Source organism: Solibacillus cecembensis, from assembly GCF_050272495.1.
Lineage (GTDB): Bacteria > Bacillota > Bacilli > Bacillales_A > Planococcaceae > Solibacillus > Solibacillus cecembensis.
In genome coordinates, this window is the sequence record NZ_JBNNMF010000005.1 from 107,905 (window position 1) to 124,757 (window position 16,853).

Annotated in this window: 17 protein-coding genes; 5 read left to right on the plus strand and 12 right to left on the minus strand. The window is 38.1% G+C overall.

Features of this window, described 5'->3' with window-relative positions:
• Window position 1: 1 nt before the first annotated feature.
• The 5 genes from argD to acsA all read right to left on the minus strand — a co-directional run bounded on the left by argD (window position 2) and on the right by acsA (window position 6,243).
• Entirely contained in the window at window positions 2–1,138 is a 1,137-nt protein-coding gene (gene argD, locus ACQKIH_RS06285; RefSeq protein WP_057989253.1) for an acetylornithine transaminase, read from the minus strand.
• Window positions 1,135–1,911, minus strand: coding sequence for an acetylglutamate kinase (gene argB / locus ACQKIH_RS06290; RefSeq protein WP_057989250.1), 777 nt, complete (start codon window positions 1,909–1,911; stop codon window positions 1,135–1,137). Before argB ends, argD begins: the two co-directional genes overlap by 4 nt.
• Window positions 1,874–3,097: a bifunctional ornithine acetyltransferase/N-acetylglutamate synthase gene (gene argJ, locus ACQKIH_RS06295; RefSeq protein WP_057989248.1), complete on the minus strand. Its 1,224-nt coding sequence runs from the start codon at window positions 3,095–3,097 to the stop codon at window positions 1,874–1,876. The genes argB and argJ overlap by 38 nt, the downstream gene beginning before the upstream one ends.
• 50 nt (window positions 3,098–3,147) lie before the next feature.
• On the minus strand, window positions 3,148–4,182 hold the full coding sequence (gene argC, locus ACQKIH_RS06300) for an N-acetyl-gamma-glutamyl-phosphate reductase (RefSeq protein WP_057989246.1): 1,035 nt from the start codon (window positions 4,180–4,182) through the stop codon (window positions 3,148–3,150).
• A 333-nt stretch (window positions 4,183–4,515) separates the two neighbouring features.
• The gene (gene acsA, locus ACQKIH_RS06305) at window positions 4,516–6,243 is read right to left on the minus strand and encodes an acetate--CoA ligase (protein ID WP_083493773.1); all 1,728 of its coding nucleotides are present in this window, start codon (window positions 6,241–6,243) and stop codon (window positions 4,516–4,518) included.
• Between the two features lie 166 nt (window positions 6,244–6,409).
• On the opposite strand from acsA, the gene ACQKIH_RS06310 reads away from it, so the two are divergent.
• From ACQKIH_RS06310 to ACQKIH_RS06325, 4 genes are all read left to right on the plus strand, one after another.
• A complete protein-coding gene (locus ACQKIH_RS06310; RefSeq protein WP_057989244.1) occupies window positions 6,410–7,042 on the plus strand; it encodes a GNAT family N-acetyltransferase in 633 nt (210 codons plus the stop codon).
• A 25-nt stretch (window positions 7,043–7,067) separates the two neighbouring features.
• Window positions 7,068–7,709 carry an acetoin utilization AcuB family protein gene (locus tag ACQKIH_RS06315; RefSeq protein WP_057989242.1) on the plus strand — a complete coding sequence of 214 codons (642 nt, stop codon included), beginning with the start codon at window positions 7,068–7,070 and terminating at the stop codon, window positions 7,707–7,709.
• Window positions 7,706–8,869 (plus strand): acetoin utilization protein AcuC, encoded by a 1,164-nt coding sequence (locus tag ACQKIH_RS06320; RefSeq protein ID WP_057989239.1) that lies wholly within the window; start codon window positions 7,706–7,708, stop codon window positions 8,867–8,869. Before ACQKIH_RS06315 ends, ACQKIH_RS06320 begins: the two co-directional genes overlap by 4 nt.
• A 125-nt stretch (window positions 8,870–8,994) precedes the next feature.
• Window positions 8,995–9,408 (plus strand): universal stress protein, encoded by a 414-nt coding sequence (locus tag ACQKIH_RS06325; RefSeq protein WP_057989237.1) that lies wholly within the window; start codon window positions 8,995–8,997, stop codon window positions 9,406–9,408.
• 98 nt (window positions 9,409–9,506) lie between these two features.
• Here ACQKIH_RS06325 and ACQKIH_RS06330 read toward each other — a convergent pair whose 3' ends face one another.
• From ACQKIH_RS06330 to ACQKIH_RS06340, 3 genes are all read right to left on the minus strand, one after another.
• Window positions 9,507–10,523, minus strand: coding sequence for a S66 family peptidase (locus tag ACQKIH_RS06330; protein WP_057989235.1), 1,017 nt, complete (start codon window positions 10,521–10,523; stop codon window positions 9,507–9,509).
• 170 nt (window positions 10,524–10,693) lie between these two features.
• A complete protein-coding gene (locus tag ACQKIH_RS06335; RefSeq protein WP_427764205.1) occupies window positions 10,694–12,127 on the minus strand; it encodes a hypothetical protein in 1,434 nt (477 codons plus the stop codon).
• Window positions 12,111–12,650 carry an RNA polymerase sigma factor gene (locus ACQKIH_RS06340; protein WP_057989230.1) on the minus strand — a complete coding sequence of 180 codons (540 nt, stop codon included), beginning with the start codon at window positions 12,648–12,650 and terminating at the stop codon, window positions 12,111–12,113. Before ACQKIH_RS06340 ends, ACQKIH_RS06335 begins: the two co-directional genes overlap by 17 nt.
• Window positions 12,651–13,035: 385 nt before the next feature.
• Between ACQKIH_RS06340 and ACQKIH_RS06345 the strand changes: the two genes are divergently transcribed.
• A complete protein-coding gene (locus ACQKIH_RS06345) occupies window positions 13,036–13,221 on the plus strand; it encodes a hypothetical protein (protein WP_057989229.1) in 186 nt (61 codons plus the stop codon).
• A gap of 55 nt (window positions 13,222–13,276) precedes the next feature.
• Here ACQKIH_RS06345 and ACQKIH_RS06350 read toward each other — a convergent pair whose 3' ends face one another.
• The 4 genes from ACQKIH_RS06350 to ACQKIH_RS06365 form a co-directional block, all read right to left on the minus strand.
• Complete coding sequence (locus ACQKIH_RS06350) at window positions 13,277–13,576, minus strand: AraC family ligand binding domain-containing protein (protein ID WP_057989226.1); 300 nt, start codon at window positions 13,574–13,576, stop codon at window positions 13,277–13,279.
• A gap of 175 nt (window positions 13,577–13,751) precedes the next feature.
• Window positions 13,752–14,753, minus strand: coding sequence for a catabolite control protein A (ccpA, locus tag ACQKIH_RS06355; protein ID WP_057989224.1), 1,002 nt, complete (start codon window positions 14,751–14,753; stop codon window positions 13,752–13,754).
• Window positions 14,754–14,975: 222 nt separating this feature from the next.
• The gene (locus tag ACQKIH_RS06360) at window positions 14,976–15,413 is read right to left on the minus strand and encodes a MarR family winged helix-turn-helix transcriptional regulator (protein WP_057989092.1); all 438 of its coding nucleotides are present in this window, start codon (window positions 15,411–15,413) and stop codon (window positions 14,976–14,978) included.
• Window positions 15,414–15,714: 301 nt separating this feature from the next.
• The gene (locus ACQKIH_RS06365) at window positions 15,715–16,800 is read right to left on the minus strand and encodes a bifunctional 3-deoxy-7-phosphoheptulonate synthase/chorismate mutase (protein ID WP_057989090.1); all 1,086 of its coding nucleotides are present in this window, start codon (window positions 16,798–16,800) and stop codon (window positions 15,715–15,717) included.
• Window positions 16,801–16,853 lie beyond the last annotated feature (53 nt).

Consider the following 16,853-nt stretch of genomic DNA (forward strand, 5'->3'; position numbering starts at 1 on the left):
TTTATGCCTTTTTAATAACTGATTTTAAAATAGCTACCGCCTCATCTATTTCCTGTTCTGAAACAGTAAGTGGTGGCAATAAACGAATAACTTTTGGACCTGCTGCAACTGTTAATAACCCTGCTTCATCAAGTGCCGTTACATAGGGCGCTACTTCTTCACCAAAGCCAAAACCAAGCATTAAACCTTTTCCTAGCACTGAATATTTTTCCTCTGGGAAAGCCTCTTTTAGCTTCGCAGTTAAGTAGGCTGATTTTTTCTGCACCGTTGCTAAAAATGCCTCATCAAATACGTGATCAATCACGGTTTGCGCTACAGCTACAGCTAATGGATTTCCACCGAATGTCGTACCGTGCGTCCCTGCATTAAACGTATCGAATAAATCGGCTGTTCCTAAAATACCACCAACTGGGAAACCGCCACCTAAACCTTTTGCCATAGAAACGATATTCGGCTTCAGAACCGTTTGTTCGAATGCAAAACGTGTCCCTGTTCGACCAATCCCCGTCTGTACTTCATCAATAATTAATAAAATATCCGTCGACTGATGAATGTCATGAATCGCATGCGCAAATTCAGCTGATACCGCATTTACGCCGCCCTCACCCTGAATCATTTCGAGCATAATTGCAGCCGTTTCACCGTCTACTGCTGCCTTTAATGCTTCTACATCATTAAATGGCAATGTAATAAATTCGCTGACAAGTGGACCAAAGCCATTGCGCACTTTATCTTGCCCTGTTGCACTCATTGCCCCAAATGTACGACCGTGGAAACTTTGTTCGAATACGATTATTTTATGCTTTCCTGTATGCTTACGAACGAGCTTAATCGCTGCTTCATTCGCCTCTGCACCACTATTACAGAAAAAGGCATACGATAAATGCAAATCTTTCACAAGGCTAGCTGCTAATTTTTCTTGCCCTGGACTTTCGAATAAATTACTAATATGCCAAAGCTTTTCACTTTGTATTTGAACCGTTTCAACAATTGCTGGGTGCGCATGACCTAAACTACATACAGCAATCCCGCTCGTAAAATCTAAATAACGTTTTCCATTACTATCAAAAACTTCAGTTCCTTTGCCTTCAACTATCGCGATTGGTCTTCTTGCGTAATTTTGAAATAATGCACTCATTTTACTAGCTCCTCACTTAATATTGTTGTACCTGTTAATGTTTCATTGACAATTTGTACAGATGGAATTCCAGCCGTTAAGCAGTTTAATGCCCCTTGTACTTTTGGAATCATCCCACCATAAATATGACCTTCCGCAATCCATTGTTCGATGCGTGCTGGCGTTACTTCCTTTTGGTATTCGTCTTGAATGCGGATTCCTGCAACATCCGTTACGAGTAATAAGCGATCTGCCCCAACAGCAAGTGCAATCTCACTTGCAACCGTATCACCATTGATGTTTAATGCTTGGCCGTCTTCTGTCGTACCAATACAAGCGATGACTGGGACGATTCCCGCTGCTGATAATGCATTCAATATTCGTGTATGAACGGATTTAACCTCGCCTACATAACCATATGTCGCTTCATCAAGAAAATTACATTCTAATAAATTTCCATCAAAGCCATTTAATCCAACGGCAGCAATTCCAGCCGCTGTTAACTCGTGCACAAGTGCTGGATTCACTTTTCCGATTAACGTTGATTGAACAATGCCAATCATGTCTTCACTCGTAACACGTAAGCCGTTCACCGTGTGCGATTCAATTCCTACTGCCTCAAGCTCACGATTAATCGCAGGTCCCCCACCATGGGTAATAATGAGTTGAATCCCTTGCTGCTGCAATGCTTTAAAATTACGAAAGAAGGCCTCGTTAAGACCTTCTAATGTACTACCACCGAGCTTGATGACCATTTTACGAGCGGTATGATGCGTTGATTTGAACGTAGTCATAAGTTAAATCACACCCCCATGCAAAGCCGTGCCCTTCTCCTACTTCCAGTGACACGTAAATTTTTACTTCATGCTGCTTTAAAATTTCAATTAATTGTTCTTCTGAAAATTTAATTGGCTCGCCCTTTTCGACCATTGTTGCCCCGCCAATTTTAATCGTAATTTTTTCAGGATCTACGTGTGCACCTGAGTATCCTACTGCGCAAATAATGCGTCCCCAGTTTGCATCACAGCCAAAGACCGCTGTTTTAACAAGTGGTGAACCTACGACTGTTTTGGCAATTTTTCTTGCTTCTTCATCTGAAAATGCCCCGTCTACTTCAACTTCAATCAATTTCGTCGCACCTTCACCGTCACGAGCAATCGATTTTGCTAAATCTTCTGCTACTAGACGAAGTGCCGTATAAAAGTTTTCCCAATCTGGATGTGCAGGTGTTAATGTGTCATTTCCCGCTAAGCCATTTGCCATCACAATAACCGTATCATTCGTTGATGTATCCCCGTCCACCGTGATGGAATTAAATGTGCAATCCGTTACGCTTGATAATGCTTTTTGTAATTCATCTGATTCAATATTGGCATCCGTTGTAATAAAGCCTAGCATCGTTGCCATATTTGGTTCAATCATCCCTGAACCTTTTGCAGCACCTGAAACAAGGACTTCTTTGCCATCAATGACCGTTGCGTATGTCGTATTTTTCATAACGGTATCCGTCGTCATAATGGCCTGTGCAAAATCAATACCATTTTCTAATTTTGAGTCCGGTTTTAATAGCTCTACACCTTTTTGGATTGGCTCCATTTTCATAATTTCACCAATAACACCTGTAGAAGCAACACCAACTAAATAATGTTCAATACCTAGCTGTTGTGCTGCCAACTGTTGCATTTCATACGCGTCTGCCACACCTTGCTTCCCTGTACAAGCATTCGCATTACCTGAGTTCACAATCATCGCTTGCATTTTTTTCGTATTATAAACAACTTCCTTCGTTACTTTAATCGGAGCCGCCTGCACAGCATTTGTTGTAAACACACCCGCAACACTTGCTGGAACCTCACTTACTAAAATCGCTAAATCTTTTTTCTTATGCTTTAATCCACAATGAATTCCAGCTGCTTTGAAGCCTTTCGGTGAAACGATATTTTTACTCGATAGTTTTTTCATTTCAATTGTTGATACCATATAAAATTCCTCCTCAGGATAATGTGCTTTTTGATTAACGATTTGAATACCTAGATAAAATAGGGAATGAGATCTAATCCTGTTTTTTGTGGGTATCCAAACTGAACATTCATATTTTGAATCGCTTGCCCCGCTGCCCCTTTAACTAAGTTGTCAATGACGCCTACAATTGTTGCCCGATTAGTTCGTTCATCAAGCTTTACTGAAATATCACAGAAGTTAGACCCTTTTACTCGGTTCGTTCCGATAGAAGATGCGTCCTCAATTACTCGAACAAATAGGTGGTTAGCATATGTTTCTTTTAAACAATTCACCAATTGCTGTTGTGTAACGCCCGCTTGAACTTGTGCATAAGATGTCGCTAAAATTCCGCGCGTCATTGGGACTAAATGGGTGTTAAATGTAATTTTTGTATCCACATGCGCAAACATTGATATTGCCTGCTCGATTTCTGGAATATGCTGATGTTCATTAATTTTATAAATAGATAAGTTTTCATTCGCTTCACTAAAATGCGTCAATTGAGAAGGCTTATTCCCTGCCCCTGAAATCCCGCTCTTTGCATCAATTACCAAAAAGCTTGGATCAATCAAATTCGATTTAATTAACGGCAAAAGCGATAGTAATACAGCCGTCGGATAACATCCTGGATTGGCGATGAGCTCTGCTTGCCTAATCTCCTGTTCATTCCATTCTGTTAAGCCGTATACACTTTGTTGAATAACTTCCCCCGGTGCTGCCGGCTTTTTATACCATGTTTCATAGCTAGCAACATCTTTCAAACGAAAATCTCCGGATAAATCAATCAGCTTTGGACCTGTGCCTACTAATGGTGGAAATAGATTGCTAGATACGCCAGATGGGGTACTTGCAAACACGACATCGAACTTAGCCAATGCATCATAATCGATTTTTTGTAATGGCTGATTATATAAATCTGTTAAATGAGGAAACTTTGCTGAAAAAATGGTTCCTTCCTCTGAAGATGTAAATAATGCTATGTCTTCTACTTCTTTATGATTATGCAAAAAACGTAATAATTCTAAGCCACCGTAACCAGTAGCGCCAATAATTCCAACTTTCATCACGTCACTCCTATATTTCATCATCGTTATAATCAATCAAAATAGTTTTTCTTGTGCTTTTATTAAGGATAAAAGTAAGTATAAGTTATGTATATTTATTTAGTCAACTGTATTTTTATATAAATATTAATAATTCTAAATTTTCAAGACCGACATAATCAACTACACCTTGGCGTAATTGCGTCCAGATTTTTTTCGAGCTTGCTCGAAAAACTCCCTTAAAAAATCTGTGACATCCGCCGGGGCTTAACTTGATTCAGCAGAAGTAGGAGACTTCTGTTGAATTAAGTTAAAAAAGAAGCCTTATGCTGTCACATAAGACTTCCTCTGTTATTAATCTTCCATCGTAGAAAGATCACCTGTTGGCAGATCTAATTCCCATGCCTTTAATACACGACGCATAATTTTTCCGCTACGTGTTTTTGGTAGCTTGTCCTTAAATTCGATTTCTCTCGGTGCCGCATGTGCAGACAATCCCCTTTTAACAAATTCACGAATATCTGCTTCTAATGCTTCTGAAGGCCCTACCCCTTCTCGTAATGAAACGAATGCCTTAATAATTTCCCCGCGCACTGGGTCAGGTTTTCCAATAACACCCGCCTCTACAACATCTGGGTGCTCCAGTAATTTGCTTTCCACTTCAAATGGACCTACACGTTCACCCGCAGTCATAATGACATCATCCACTCGACCTTGGAACCAAAAATACCCTTCCTCATCCATATAAGCAGAGTCGCCAGAAACATACCATTCACCTTTTAAGAAGTACGATTCATAACGTTCCGGATTGCCCCAAATTTGACGCATCATTGCCGGCCATCCTCTGCGAATCGCTAAGTTCCCCATTGTATTAGGCGGCACTTCATTGCCTTGGTCATCTACAATTGTTGCAAAAATACCTGGTACGGGTTTCCCCATTGAACCCGGTTTAATATCCATAGATGGGTAATTACAAATCATGTGCCCGCCCGTTTCTGTCATCCACCACGTGTCATGTATACGATGATTAAGTGTTTCCATCCCCCATCGTACAACCTCTGGATTTAACGGTTCCCCAACCGATAAAACATGGCGTAACGTAGAAAGGTCAAATTGTTCAAGTATGCTTGGGCCTGCACCCATTAGCATACGGAATGCAGTCGGTGCGCTATACCATACCGTAACCCCGTATTCTTCAATCGCTCCATACCACGCTTGTGGACTAAAGCGACCGCCAATAATAACATTTGTAATACCATTTAACCACGGTCCAAAAATACCGTATGCTGTACCCGTAACCCAACCTGGATCTGCTGTACACCAGTAAATATCATCCTCTTTTAAATCGAGTACCCACTGCGCAGTTTGGTATTGCTGTACCATTGCATAATGAACATGTAAAACGCCTTTTGGTGCCCCTGTAGAACCCGATGTATAATGTAAAATAGAGCCATCTTCCTTATCCATCCATTCGATTTCAAAGTTTGAAGAAGCCTCTTTAAAATGGCGATTAAAGTCAAAAATTATATCCGTTTCTTCGATGTTCTCCCCGACAATGAAAACCGTTCTTAAGTTTGGTAATTTATCCATTGGAATACGACTGAGCAATGTAGGTGTCGTCACAATCGAGACCGCCTCACTATCTGCCAAACGATCATGAACCGCACCTTCCATAAACGCCTCGAATAACGGACCCACAATGGCGCCTATTTTTAAAGCGCCCAGCAAACTAAAATATAATTCTGGTGTGCGTGGCATAAAAATGAATACGCGGTCACCCTTTTGTATATTCGCTTTTTCTTTAAAAACATTTGCTGCTTTGTTTGAGTTGCGTTTCATATCATAAAACGAGTACGTCTCTTTACGTGCACCATCATTATAATAAAGTGCGACTTTATTTTTACGATGCGTTGTGACATGTCGGTCAATTGCTTCATACGCAATATTCAACTTCCCCGTTTCGTACCAAGAAAATGCTTTCTCCGTATTCGCCCAATCATGCGTCGCTGCCGTATCCTCATAGTTTATTAAACTATGCTCCCCTGGAAGTGCAACTAGTTTCTCCAATGTTTTCATCCCCATGAAAAATCCCCTTTCATTTTGAAACATAATGTTATTTTACATGAAAGTAATTTAAATTAGCAAAACATTTCTAATATTGTGACAATTTAGTTATTTATTACAGATTTAAGCGTATTTTCGCATTAAATCCTGTATAATAAAAACATAACGCACAGGTGGTGTGAAAATGAAGCATATAAAAAAATTTTACAGCATTGAAATGAATACAAAAAATGGTCAAGTTTTAGTTGAAGGTCCTGTTCCCTCTGAGCAATTAGCAACCTATGAATTACATGAAGACCTCAAAGCATTTAGACCTTCCAAACAACAGCATGAAGCACTCGTAGGAATTGCCCAACTTGAAGAAGGGCGAATTATCGTCATTCGGCAAGATCATCTTGTTGTTGGCTACGTTACTTATCTTTATCCCGACCCACTCGAACGTTGGGCAGAAGACCGTATTCCAAATATGATTGAGCTTGGGGCAATCGAAGTAATCCCATCCTTCCGTGGAACAGGCTCTGGAAAGAAATTACTTGAAGTGTCGTTTATGGACGATGCTTTAGAAGATTATTTAGTCATTACAACAGAATATTACTGGCATTGGGATATGAAAGGCACTGGTTTATCTGTTTGGGATTACCGCAAAATGATGGAGCGTATGATGAGCTCTGCCAAATTTGAATATTATGCAACAGATGATCCTGAAATCACCTCCCATCCAGCGAACTGCTTGATGGCACGAACAGGTTCACGCGTTCAAACAGATACGCTTGAACGTTTTGACAGACTGCGTTTTAAAAGTCGTTTCATGTATTAATTCTTATCACAAAGGGGATTGAAAAATGATTGTCGAAGAAATTATGAACACTGAAATACATACACTATCGCCTAACAATACAATTCGAGAAGCATCTCAATTAATGCGAGAGCACAAAATCCGCCATTTACCGATTATTGACGAGAAAAAATGCGTAATCGGTATTATTACAGAACGCGATATTAAAAATGTTTTACCCACTCGTGAGGAGCCAAATTCTTCATTATTTGATGCACCAATTGACAGCATAATGACAAAAAATCCAATTGTTGGGCATCCTTTAGATTTTGTCGAGGAAATTGCTTTGACTTTTTATGAGTCCAAAATCAGTTGCATGCCGATTGTGACAGCAGGTGAGCTCGTAGGTATCGTCACAACAACGGATTTGCTTTACACGTATATCGAATTAACTGGCGCCCATAAACCCGGCTCAAAAATTGATATTCGCGTCACAGACAAACCCGGAATGTTATTTGAAGTCTCGAAAATATTTCATGATCATAAAGCCAATGTGTTAAGTGTTTTAGTCTACCCTGATGGTGAAAGTACAACTACGCGTATTTTAAGTGTCCGATTACAAGTAATTAACCCACTTTCCATTATTGAAGATTTACGTCAGCAAGGCTACAATGTACTCTGGCCAAATCTTCCTGGCGTCACACTATGAAAAAAGCGGTTTTCGTTTATTCGCCAGACCAGTTAAATTACAAATTTTCGGACACACACCCATTCAACCATAAACGACTACACTTAACAATTGATCTATTAAAAAATATTCATGCATTGAACGAGGACGATATTATTCCTGCACGCATGGCTACAGATGAAGAAATAGCACTGGCGCATGATCCCCAATATATTGAAATCGTCAAAAAAGCGGGTCACGGAGAGTTAACTGCTAAACAAGGGGAGCCTTTTGGTATTGGGACGGAGGATACACCGATGTTTCCGAATATGCATGAGGCAAGCGCACTGCTTGTGGGAGGCACACTTCAAGCAGTGGATTATGTTTTGCAAGGGAAAGCACAGCACGCACTTAATCTTGGCGGAGGTTTACATCATGGTTTCCGTGGCCGAGCTTCTGGATTTTGTATTTATAATGACAGCAGCGTTGCTATAAAATACATTCAAGAAAAATACGGTTTACGTGTTTTATATGTGGATACCGACGCACATCATGGGGACGGGGTACAATGGTCATTTTATGATGATCCTAATGTTTGTACATTGTCCATTCATGAAACAGGTCGTTATTTATTTCCAGGGACAGGAAATATTACGGAGCGTGGCAATGGGGAAGGCTATGGCACTTCTTTTAACTTTCCAGTAGATGCATTTACCGAGGATGAAAGTTTCCTAGAAATATACGAACAATCCATGCGTGAAGTATTCGAATTTTTCAAACCGGATGTGGTACTCACTCAAAATGGCGCAGATGCCCATTATTTCGATCCGCTTACACACTTATACGGTACGATGAATATTTATAAAGAAATTCCAAAACTCGCGCATAAGCTCGCACACGAATATTGTGGTGGGCGATGGATTGCAGTTGGTGGTGGTGGTTATGACATTTGGCGCGTTGTTCCTCGGGCATGGTCTTATATTTGGACGGAAATGACGGATCAACAAGAACCTGTTGGACCTTTACCACAAGCTTGGCTAGACAAATGGCAAGCTGAATCTCCAGTGCCACTTATTCCAACTTGGAATGATCCCTTTCCACTCTATGAAGCGATTCCTCGAAAGGCGGAAATCCAAGAGAAAAATGCACAAATGCTTGCGAAGGCATTACATATGATTCGTACTGAAAAAAATCGACCATAATAATTAACTGGCTATACACTCTTTAGACAAAGAATGTATAGCTTTTTAGTTAAAAAAAGTAGAATGCCCCCCAAATATTAAACATTGTACTATAATAACATCATAATAGATTAGGGGGTTTTTTCATGTATAAACATATTTTACTTGCAGTTGATGGGTCTGATAATTCATTTCGTGCTGTACAGGATGCGGTAAATATTGCAGCAGCTGATTCACTAATTGAAATTATTTCAGTTATTTCAACAGAAGGCATTACTTCTCAAGCTGTACACGCGGGTACTTTAGATAATTTAGAGCAAGAATACCGCACTAAGTTTGCCCGTGAGGAAGAATTTATTAAAAATAATCATTCCAACTATAAAGTTATTATTGCCCATGGTCATGCAGGTCGCATGATTTCAAACTATGCGAATGACAATAAAGTAGATTTAGTTGTCATCGGATGTCGCGGGTTAAACCCGATGCATGAAATGGTATTTGGCAGTGTGAGTACATATGTATCGAAAAATGCTAATTGCTCTACTTTATTGGTGAAATAATTACAAAATGAATATTAATAAAACGCTTTTACCACATTAACAATTGATGAGGTAAAGGCGTTTTCTTTCGGTATGTAGTTAGCAGGAATGTCTAGCCATTATAACCACTCCTCGATACAGAGAACAGTATTATGATATGTATCGATTCGCACCTTTTTACCAATGGCTAATGGAATCATCGGATGCGTATGACAACTATCAAATTCCGCGAGTATTGGTACATGTTTTCCGTCCAATTGCTCTAATAATAGATCTAGCGGCTTTCGTCCAGTTCCTAAATCATTATATTGTTCATGCTTTCCAAGAAGAATACCTGAAACTTTATCAAAAATACCATGAAGTTTTAGCATAGCAAGATTTTTCTCAACTGTTGCAGCATCTTTTGTAGTATCTTCTATTAATAAAATGTCGCCTTGTTTTATTTCGGGAAAATACGGTGTGCCAATAAAGCCGTACATTGCATTATTATTTCCACCAATTAATCGACCTTCTGCTATCCCCTCATTTATACCGAGCCATTGATTTTCATATAATGTCTTTTTTCCGGTATAGTCTAGCCAGTTTACTTTTTCATCTGACCAATATTTCGGCATTTCAAGTTCATAAGGTATTACTTGAGAAACACAAAAATACTTTTCAAAATAAGAATATGTGTCATTAACGAGCGGCTCAAACTCACCAAAAGAAGCAACAAGCGATGGTCCATAGTATGTCGGTATTCCTGTTTTTGCATAGAGCGCCAGTAAAACAGCGGTTGCATCTGAATAACCAACAACTAATTTTGGGGTTTGCTTAAATGCATCATAGTCAATATAAGGCAATATACTATTTGAATTTGTACCACCTATCATCGAAATAATCATTGAAATGGACGAATCTCTAAGCAATTGATTTAATTCTTCTGCTCTTTCTTTAGGACTTCCTGAGCGATAATTATCACTTTTCCCCGTTAAATTACCTTCAACAATATGAAAACCTTTTTGTTCAAGAAATGCCTTTCCTCTGTCATACCTTTTTTTCGCTGAAACAGATGCTGCTGAAGAAGGCGAAAAAACACCAATTTTATCGCCATATTTTAATGAATTTAACACAATGACATTCCCCCTCTTATTCATTTTCATCTCACCATTATACATAATAAGGGAGTATTTTACAGGGAAATATGAATGTACAACGTTAAGTAACTTACATTATTAAAAACCATTGATCTATCCAAAATCAAGGGTATCTTGGTTATCAAAATGGAGTTTTTATTATACTAGTATGTGTAATACTAATCACTTTGTTACTTAATCGGTATTCGAATACCATTTACAATTATCGCTGTTGCTTTCGTAACATCTAGCGGCTCTTTCGTATTCCAACTTGCATCGAACGTACGTTTTTCAGAACTATGGCCGCCTGAACCACCTTCCAATGGAATAATACCATCTACGGTTTCAACTTCAAGTAACATTTCACTAACCATGGAATCCTCTCCTTTATAAGTACCGATTACTTGTAACCCTAAAGGACTGAGCGTTAAATATTCAAAAAGATAATCTTCAACTAAAATATCATTTTTCCAAGTGCGTAAATCAGAATTCGTATCGCTTAAATTCGCCGATACTTTCCAGTTACCTTCAACCCCTGAAGAAAAGAAACCTCTATAATAAAGAGCATATTTACTAAGATCTTCATCTTTTATAGTGAATACAAATTCTTCATATTTATACTGATTATCATCATAAACGAAATTTACAGGATCAAGGACAATACCTTCCTCATCCGTAAGAAATACTATACTATAATCGGGTTCTTCTAAATTACCATCCGGACCTTTTAGAGTAAGACTGGCATCACTAGAACCAAATTCTTTACCAAAAACTTTCCCTATTTGCACATACAGTTTTCCATTCATTACACCGATTGCTGAAACCCATTGATCTTTTTCACCATGAGGCATGTCTGCATAATTTCCTGGCACGAGTATGTCTATTGATGGATTTAAATCATCCGGAAAATTCCTTCCTCCCCAAATTTGTTCTTGTTCAATCGATCTCGTTTCCGCTCCGTCAATACCTGCAAGCGCTACGGAAATCGGTGCGTCGTCATAAGATTTTACATCAAAGTAAACGAGGAAACTACCAATTTCCAGTGGATCTGTTAATGGTGAGTTTGGATCAGCTGTTATATTAAACTCATAATAAATCGTATTCGTATCTTCATTAAAATAAAGCATTTTTTGGCTCCATGTCACGCTGGAAACCGCCTCATCACTTCCCCCACCTTCCTTTATTGGTGAATGCATTTTCACATCGAAGCCATCTCTAAAATCAGACTGTTCCGTCAACCGGTTTTGACCTGTTTTATCCTGAAACGATAGGTAAACAATTGCCTGATTATCATATTTTTGGGCACCAATCACTTCCATTCGGATTCCTTGGTCATCTATTTGGGCTTCAACTGGCTCAATTATCTTACCGAAAGAAGGGTTGAACCTTTCTATAAACCAATCAAAATTTCCTACTGCTGCTGCCGTTACACCAACGACGAACATCAATGACATCACAATCACTGCAACTGTCGGCCTCGTCCATCGTCTATGCTGTTTAACAGGTACAACGGTACTTTCCTCATGCAATTTACTTTTAACCTGTTCTGTAAGTTTACTTGTATCCACCTTCATCTCGGAAAACATTTCATGTATTTGTTGTTCGTCCTTATCTAATTTGCCCATAGTTAGACTCCTTTCTACCATATTCAACATTTAGATATTTAACTAATTTATCTTTGGCCCGTTGATATTGTTTGCGTAATGCAGCTGTAGAAGTTCCTGTTAGCTCAGCTAATTTCTCGTAACTTTGTCCATCCATAATTCTTCCATATACTAAAACACGTTCCTTAGGTTTTAGCTTCTGTAACGCACGAAACGTTTCGTCACTGAAACCTTTATCTTTCTCAGGTAAAACGATTTCGCTACGAATTTCATTAAAAAATAGGAACTTACGCTTTTTAAGTTGATTTAAACAGCGATTATATGTAATTTTATACAACCATGCGGATAAGTTATCACCATCAAATGTCACTCGATTTTGATAGGCTGAAAGAAAAACTTCTTGTACAATATTTTCCGCTTCATGATAGTCACATAGTATTGCCGTTGCATAGCGAAGCAGTTTTTCACCGTAGAGATTGATTATTTCTTCCAATTCATCTTCTCCACCATTAATAAATCTTATTTCAATGTCTATTTCCTCCATAGGCTCACCTCCTATTATTTATTAGCCGACTGTACCCTTATAACAATTCAAAAAGCTGTTTTGTGACATCATTTTTATTTTATCAATATTTTATTCCATTTTAAGAAGCAACCTTAACATTCTAAGGTTGCTTCTCTAGCCAATTAGTAACATCAATTGAATTCCAACATCAGTGATAAAATTCGACATTTTTCAATATAGTGATAGTAATCGCATTTGGTTATTTTACTTAACTTACAACTTTTTTAGAATAAAATTTCATTTTTAGCATCCATCCCCCACTTATAAAAGTAGGGGACTTCTGTACCTGTCGCTTTGCTTACGGTACAAAAAAAATTGCTGAAACAAGTTAAATTGAATAAAAGGCTGAGGAGGGATTTGGCAAATGAAAAATAAGCTAACTTCATTAGTGGAAGTAAGAAAGATTATTGCGTTAGTTTCGATAATTTTATTCTTTGTCCTTTCGGTGATGGGCAATCTAGAAACGAATTTTATTCAAACGGTAATCATTTCAATTGTTTCATTTTACTTTGGAAAAACTGCTGCGATTAATGAAAAAGGGGATAAATAATTAATTCACGCCATTATAGCTCTTCCTAATGGCGTGAACCTGCAATTTACTACAATCAAACATGTACTTTCATGACGATAACACTAACATCTGTAACCGCTTCAAGACTATGCATTTCTAAAGGTTCCATCATCAAAAAATCATCATTCGTTAAAAGATGATCCTCGCCTTCTACATTAAGTTTTAGCTCGCCTTTTTGCACATTTATGACAACAATATCTTTCGCATTATGTTCAGGGATTTGTTCTCCAGCGCGCAGTTGAATATTTAAAACATCCATTTTGTCATGAGTACCAATACGACTAACCTTTTTTGCATGTTCTGTTAATTGATTTTCAATGTGTATTTTCTGCATATTCCCACTCCCAATCGCGTGTTTTATCAGTCAATTCAATTATAGGCATCAAAAAATTTCTCTTCAATATTGAAAACGAATCATATAAGTCCAATCATCGACTTTCTAGTTTGCTACCAACACGGATATATAAAAAAACCTACCCACATTAAATTTTGGTGGATAGGCAGTTTCATTATTTTCGAGTAGAGTCTCGCATTTCGATTCGATGTGGCAGAATGACCTTTTGCTCTTCTACATCTTCTTTATTCATATACTTCGTTAACAAACGCATCGCGACTGCTCCGATATCGTAAAGCGGTAAAACAACGCTCGTTAGCTGTGGTCGAACCATGCGCGCAAGCTTCGAGTTGCCAAAGCTAATTACTTCTATATCTTCAGGAACTTGTTTTCCGCTATCTTGCATGCCGTGAACAAGTCCCATTGCTAACTCATCATTTCCTACAAATATCGCAGTTGGTGGGTTTTCTAGCTTGCTTAACGTTTCCCAGCCTTCTAAACCATCATCATAGGCGTCTCTCCCTGCAACGATTAACGAATCATCCCGCTCAATTCCAGCCTTTTGTAACACATCTAAATAAGCTTGCAATTTTTGCTGACCATTGACCGTATGTTTTAGTGGACCTGAAACAAATGCAATTCGTTTATGGCCATGCTCGATAAATAATTGAATCGCTTCATACGTTGCCGTGTAATAATCAATATTAACCGATGCCACTTTTTCCGTTAAGCTAATGGAGCCCGCTAAAACGATTGGTACAGAGCATGCATCTACTGCTCGTTGAATATTTGCTGTTACTTCATCACTCATCATGACAATACCATCTACTTGTTTGCCAAGCATTGTATCTAAAAGTGTTAATTCTTTTTCTTCGTTTTGATCAGAATTGGCCAAAATAATATTGTAGCGGTACATTGTTGCGATATCTTCAATCCCTCTCGCTAACTCCGCATTTAAATTATTCGAAATATCAGGGATGATGACTCCTACTGACGTTGTTTTTTTACTTGCCAAACCGCGCGCCACAGCATTTGGTCGATACTCTAGTCGTTCTATAACATCTAATACTTTCTTTCTTGTTGCTGGCTTTACATTTTGGTTACCATTTACTACTCGAGAAACCGTTGCCATTGACACATTTGCTTCACGTGCTACATCATAAATTGTGACAGTCAAAGAAATCTCCCCCTTTTTTTATTTATAGCGCTATTTCACAATACCACTATATGATAGATACATTCATCATATAATACTTTCATTTCCATTTTCAATTATTAAACCTAGTATCTTCACTAAAATAATCATTTAGCAAGAAATGAACATATACGCGTTTACTAAAAACGATGCAAAACGTATGAAATTAAAAAAAGCACTACCATAAGATAGCACTCCTCGCCGTTAATCTCGATTTTTATCTTTCGCACTGTTCAATAGCTTTTGTTGCAATGACAAATACGTTGCGATTTCATCTGGGGTAAATGTTTTAAATAACTCCAAATACATCCCTTCACCAATTTTTTGTGCCACAGAAAAAGCTTCGTTCCCTTTGTCTGTTATACAAAGTTGAATGATACGGCGATCCGACTCATCATACATCCGTTGTGCCAAACCGAGTGCAACTAATTTATTGGCAATGCTAGTCATCGCACCTTTTGTGTAGCCAAGAACTTCTGCTAGTTCCACTTGCTTCCTTGGTCCCTTTACTCTTAGCTCAGCTAATACTAGGACAGGTGACACGCCGATTGGATAAGGAAACCTTGCTGTGAAATGAAGGATAGTTTGATTATTCATTTGCTCAATCGTATGAATTAATTGAAAAATACTCTTTTTTTCCATTTGAAAACCTAACCTTTTTAATCATTATCTTAACATAATTAATTGTGCGCTGCTTACAATCCGTTATTTCTAACTAGTTTAACATTAAATAGTTTAAAGGTAAAATGTCGATTTTACCTTTTTTTGTTAAATCACACGCATATCGGAATCGATACAGTATTTTTTTCCACACACTACTCTTTTTTTTTTTTAATAGGAGCCCAATTTTACTTTAATTCATCCAGTACGAATTTCGGCATAGACCCTTAATTTAGTATAAAAAACCTCTAAGCCATATTAGACTTAGAGATTTCACATTCACTTATTTCGATACTTCATATTGCTTCATGAATTTTTGAATTTCTTCATAAAAAGCATTGAACGTTGGGATATCCATTTGTTGTTGTTGGTCAGATAAAGCGATTGATGGATCTGGATGTACTTCTGCCATCACTCCGTCTGCACCAATGGCAATCGCTGCTTTAGCACATGGTAATAATAAATCACGACGACCTGTTGAATGGGTTACGTCTACCATTACTGGTAAATGCGTTTCTTGCTTTAAAATAGGCACAGCAGAAATATCTAATGTATTACGTGTCGCTCTTTCGTACGTACGAATTCCGCGCTCACAAAGGATAATGTTTTCATTACCTTTTGACATAATGTATTCTGCCGCATGGATGAACTCATCAATTGTCGCTGCTAAACCACGTTTTAATAATACCGGTTTATTCGTTGCACCTGCTGCTTTTAATAGCTCAAAGTTTTGCATATTACGCGCACCGATTTGAATCACATCAATGTAATCTAACGCATGATCTAAATCAGATGGCGTTACGATTTCTGTAATCACACCTAAACCGAATTCATCAGAAACTTGTTTTAAAATTTTCAAACCATCTAAACCTAAACCTTGGAAATCATATGGTGACGTACGCGGCTTATATGCACCACCACGAATTAATTTTAAGCCTTTTTCTTTAATTGTTGCGGCAACTGCTGCCACTTGCTCGTATGACTCAACTGCACATGGACCAAATACAAAGGAAGGTGCCCCAGAACCAATTAAATCGCCATTAACATTAATGACAGTATCTTCTGACTTTTCTTTACGTGAAACAAGGAGCTCTTTTTTCTTTTCTGCTTCAAGTTGTTTTAACGCAGTCTTGAAGATTTGCTTGAAAATATAATCAACCGTCATTTGATTTAAAGGACCGTTATTATTCTTTTTAATTAAGTCCAGCATGTGACGTTCACGTAGCGGATCATATCGATTAACGCCTTGCTTTTCTTTAATTTTACCGATTTCTTCAACTACTGTGGCACGTTCATTAATTAAACGTAAAATTTCTAAGTTTAAACCGTCGATCTGACTACGTAAGCTTTCTAAATCTTGTTGACCCATCTTCTTGTTCCCCTCTTCCTCGTATCCGGCACTTTCAGTTACTATAAAAGTAT

Excerpts from the sequence above, each read along its gene's own strand:
- ACQKIH_RS06335 (WP_427764205.1), bottom strand. The coding sequence starts at position 12,127 with ATGGGCAAATTAGATAAGGACGAACAACAAATACATGAAATGTTTTCC.
- ACQKIH_RS06350 (WP_057989226.1), bottom strand. The coding sequence starts at position 13,576 with ATGCAGAAAATACACATTGAAAATCAATTAACAGAACATGCAAAAAAG.
- argJ (WP_057989248.1), bottom strand. The coding sequence starts at position 3,097 with ATGGTATCAACAATTGAAATGAAAAAACTATCGAGTAAAAATATCGTT.
- ACQKIH_RS06310 (WP_057989244.1), top strand. The coding sequence starts at position 6,410 with ATGAAGCATATAAAAAAATTTTACAGCATTGAAATGAATACAAAAAAT.
- acsA (WP_083493773.1), bottom strand. The coding sequence starts at position 6,243 with ATGGGGATGAAAACATTGGAGAAACTAGTTGCACTTCCAGGGGAGCAT.
- ACQKIH_RS06320 (WP_057989239.1), top strand. The coding sequence starts at position 7,706 with ATGAAAAAAGCGGTTTTCGTTTATTCGCCAGACCAGTTAAATTACAAA.
- ACQKIH_RS06340 (WP_057989230.1), bottom strand. The coding sequence starts at position 12,650 with ATGGAGGAAATAGACATTGAAATAAGATTTATTAATGGTGGAGAAGAT.
- ACQKIH_RS06315 (WP_057989242.1), top strand. The coding sequence starts at position 7,068 with ATGATTGTCGAAGAAATTATGAACACTGAAATACATACACTATCGCCT.
- ACQKIH_RS06345 (WP_057989229.1), top strand. The coding sequence starts at position 13,036 with ATGAAAAATAAGCTAACTTCATTAGTGGAAGTAAGAAAGATTATTGCG.
- argB (WP_057989250.1), bottom strand. The coding sequence starts at position 1,911 with ATGACTACGTTCAAATCAACGCATCATACCGCTCGTAAAATGGTCATC.
- ACQKIH_RS06360 (WP_057989092.1), bottom strand. The coding sequence starts at position 15,413 with ATGGAAAAAAAGAGTATTTTTCAATTAATTCATACGATTGAGCAAATG.
- argC (WP_057989246.1), bottom strand. The coding sequence starts at position 4,182 with ATGAAAGTTGGAATTATTGGCGCTACTGGTTACGGTGGCTTAGAATTA.
- argD (WP_057989253.1), bottom strand. The coding sequence starts at position 1,138 with ATGAGTGCATTATTTCAAAATTACGCAAGAAGACCAATCGCGATAGTT.
- ACQKIH_RS06325 (WP_057989237.1), top strand. The coding sequence starts at position 8,995 with ATGTATAAACATATTTTACTTGCAGTTGATGGGTCTGATAATTCATTT.
- ACQKIH_RS06330 (WP_057989235.1), bottom strand. The coding sequence starts at position 10,523 with ATGAATAAGAGGGGGAATGTCATTGTGTTAAATTCATTAAAATATGGC.
- ACQKIH_RS06365 (WP_057989090.1), bottom strand. The coding sequence starts at position 16,800 with ATGGGTCAACAAGATTTAGAAAGCTTACGTAGTCAGATCGACGGTTTA.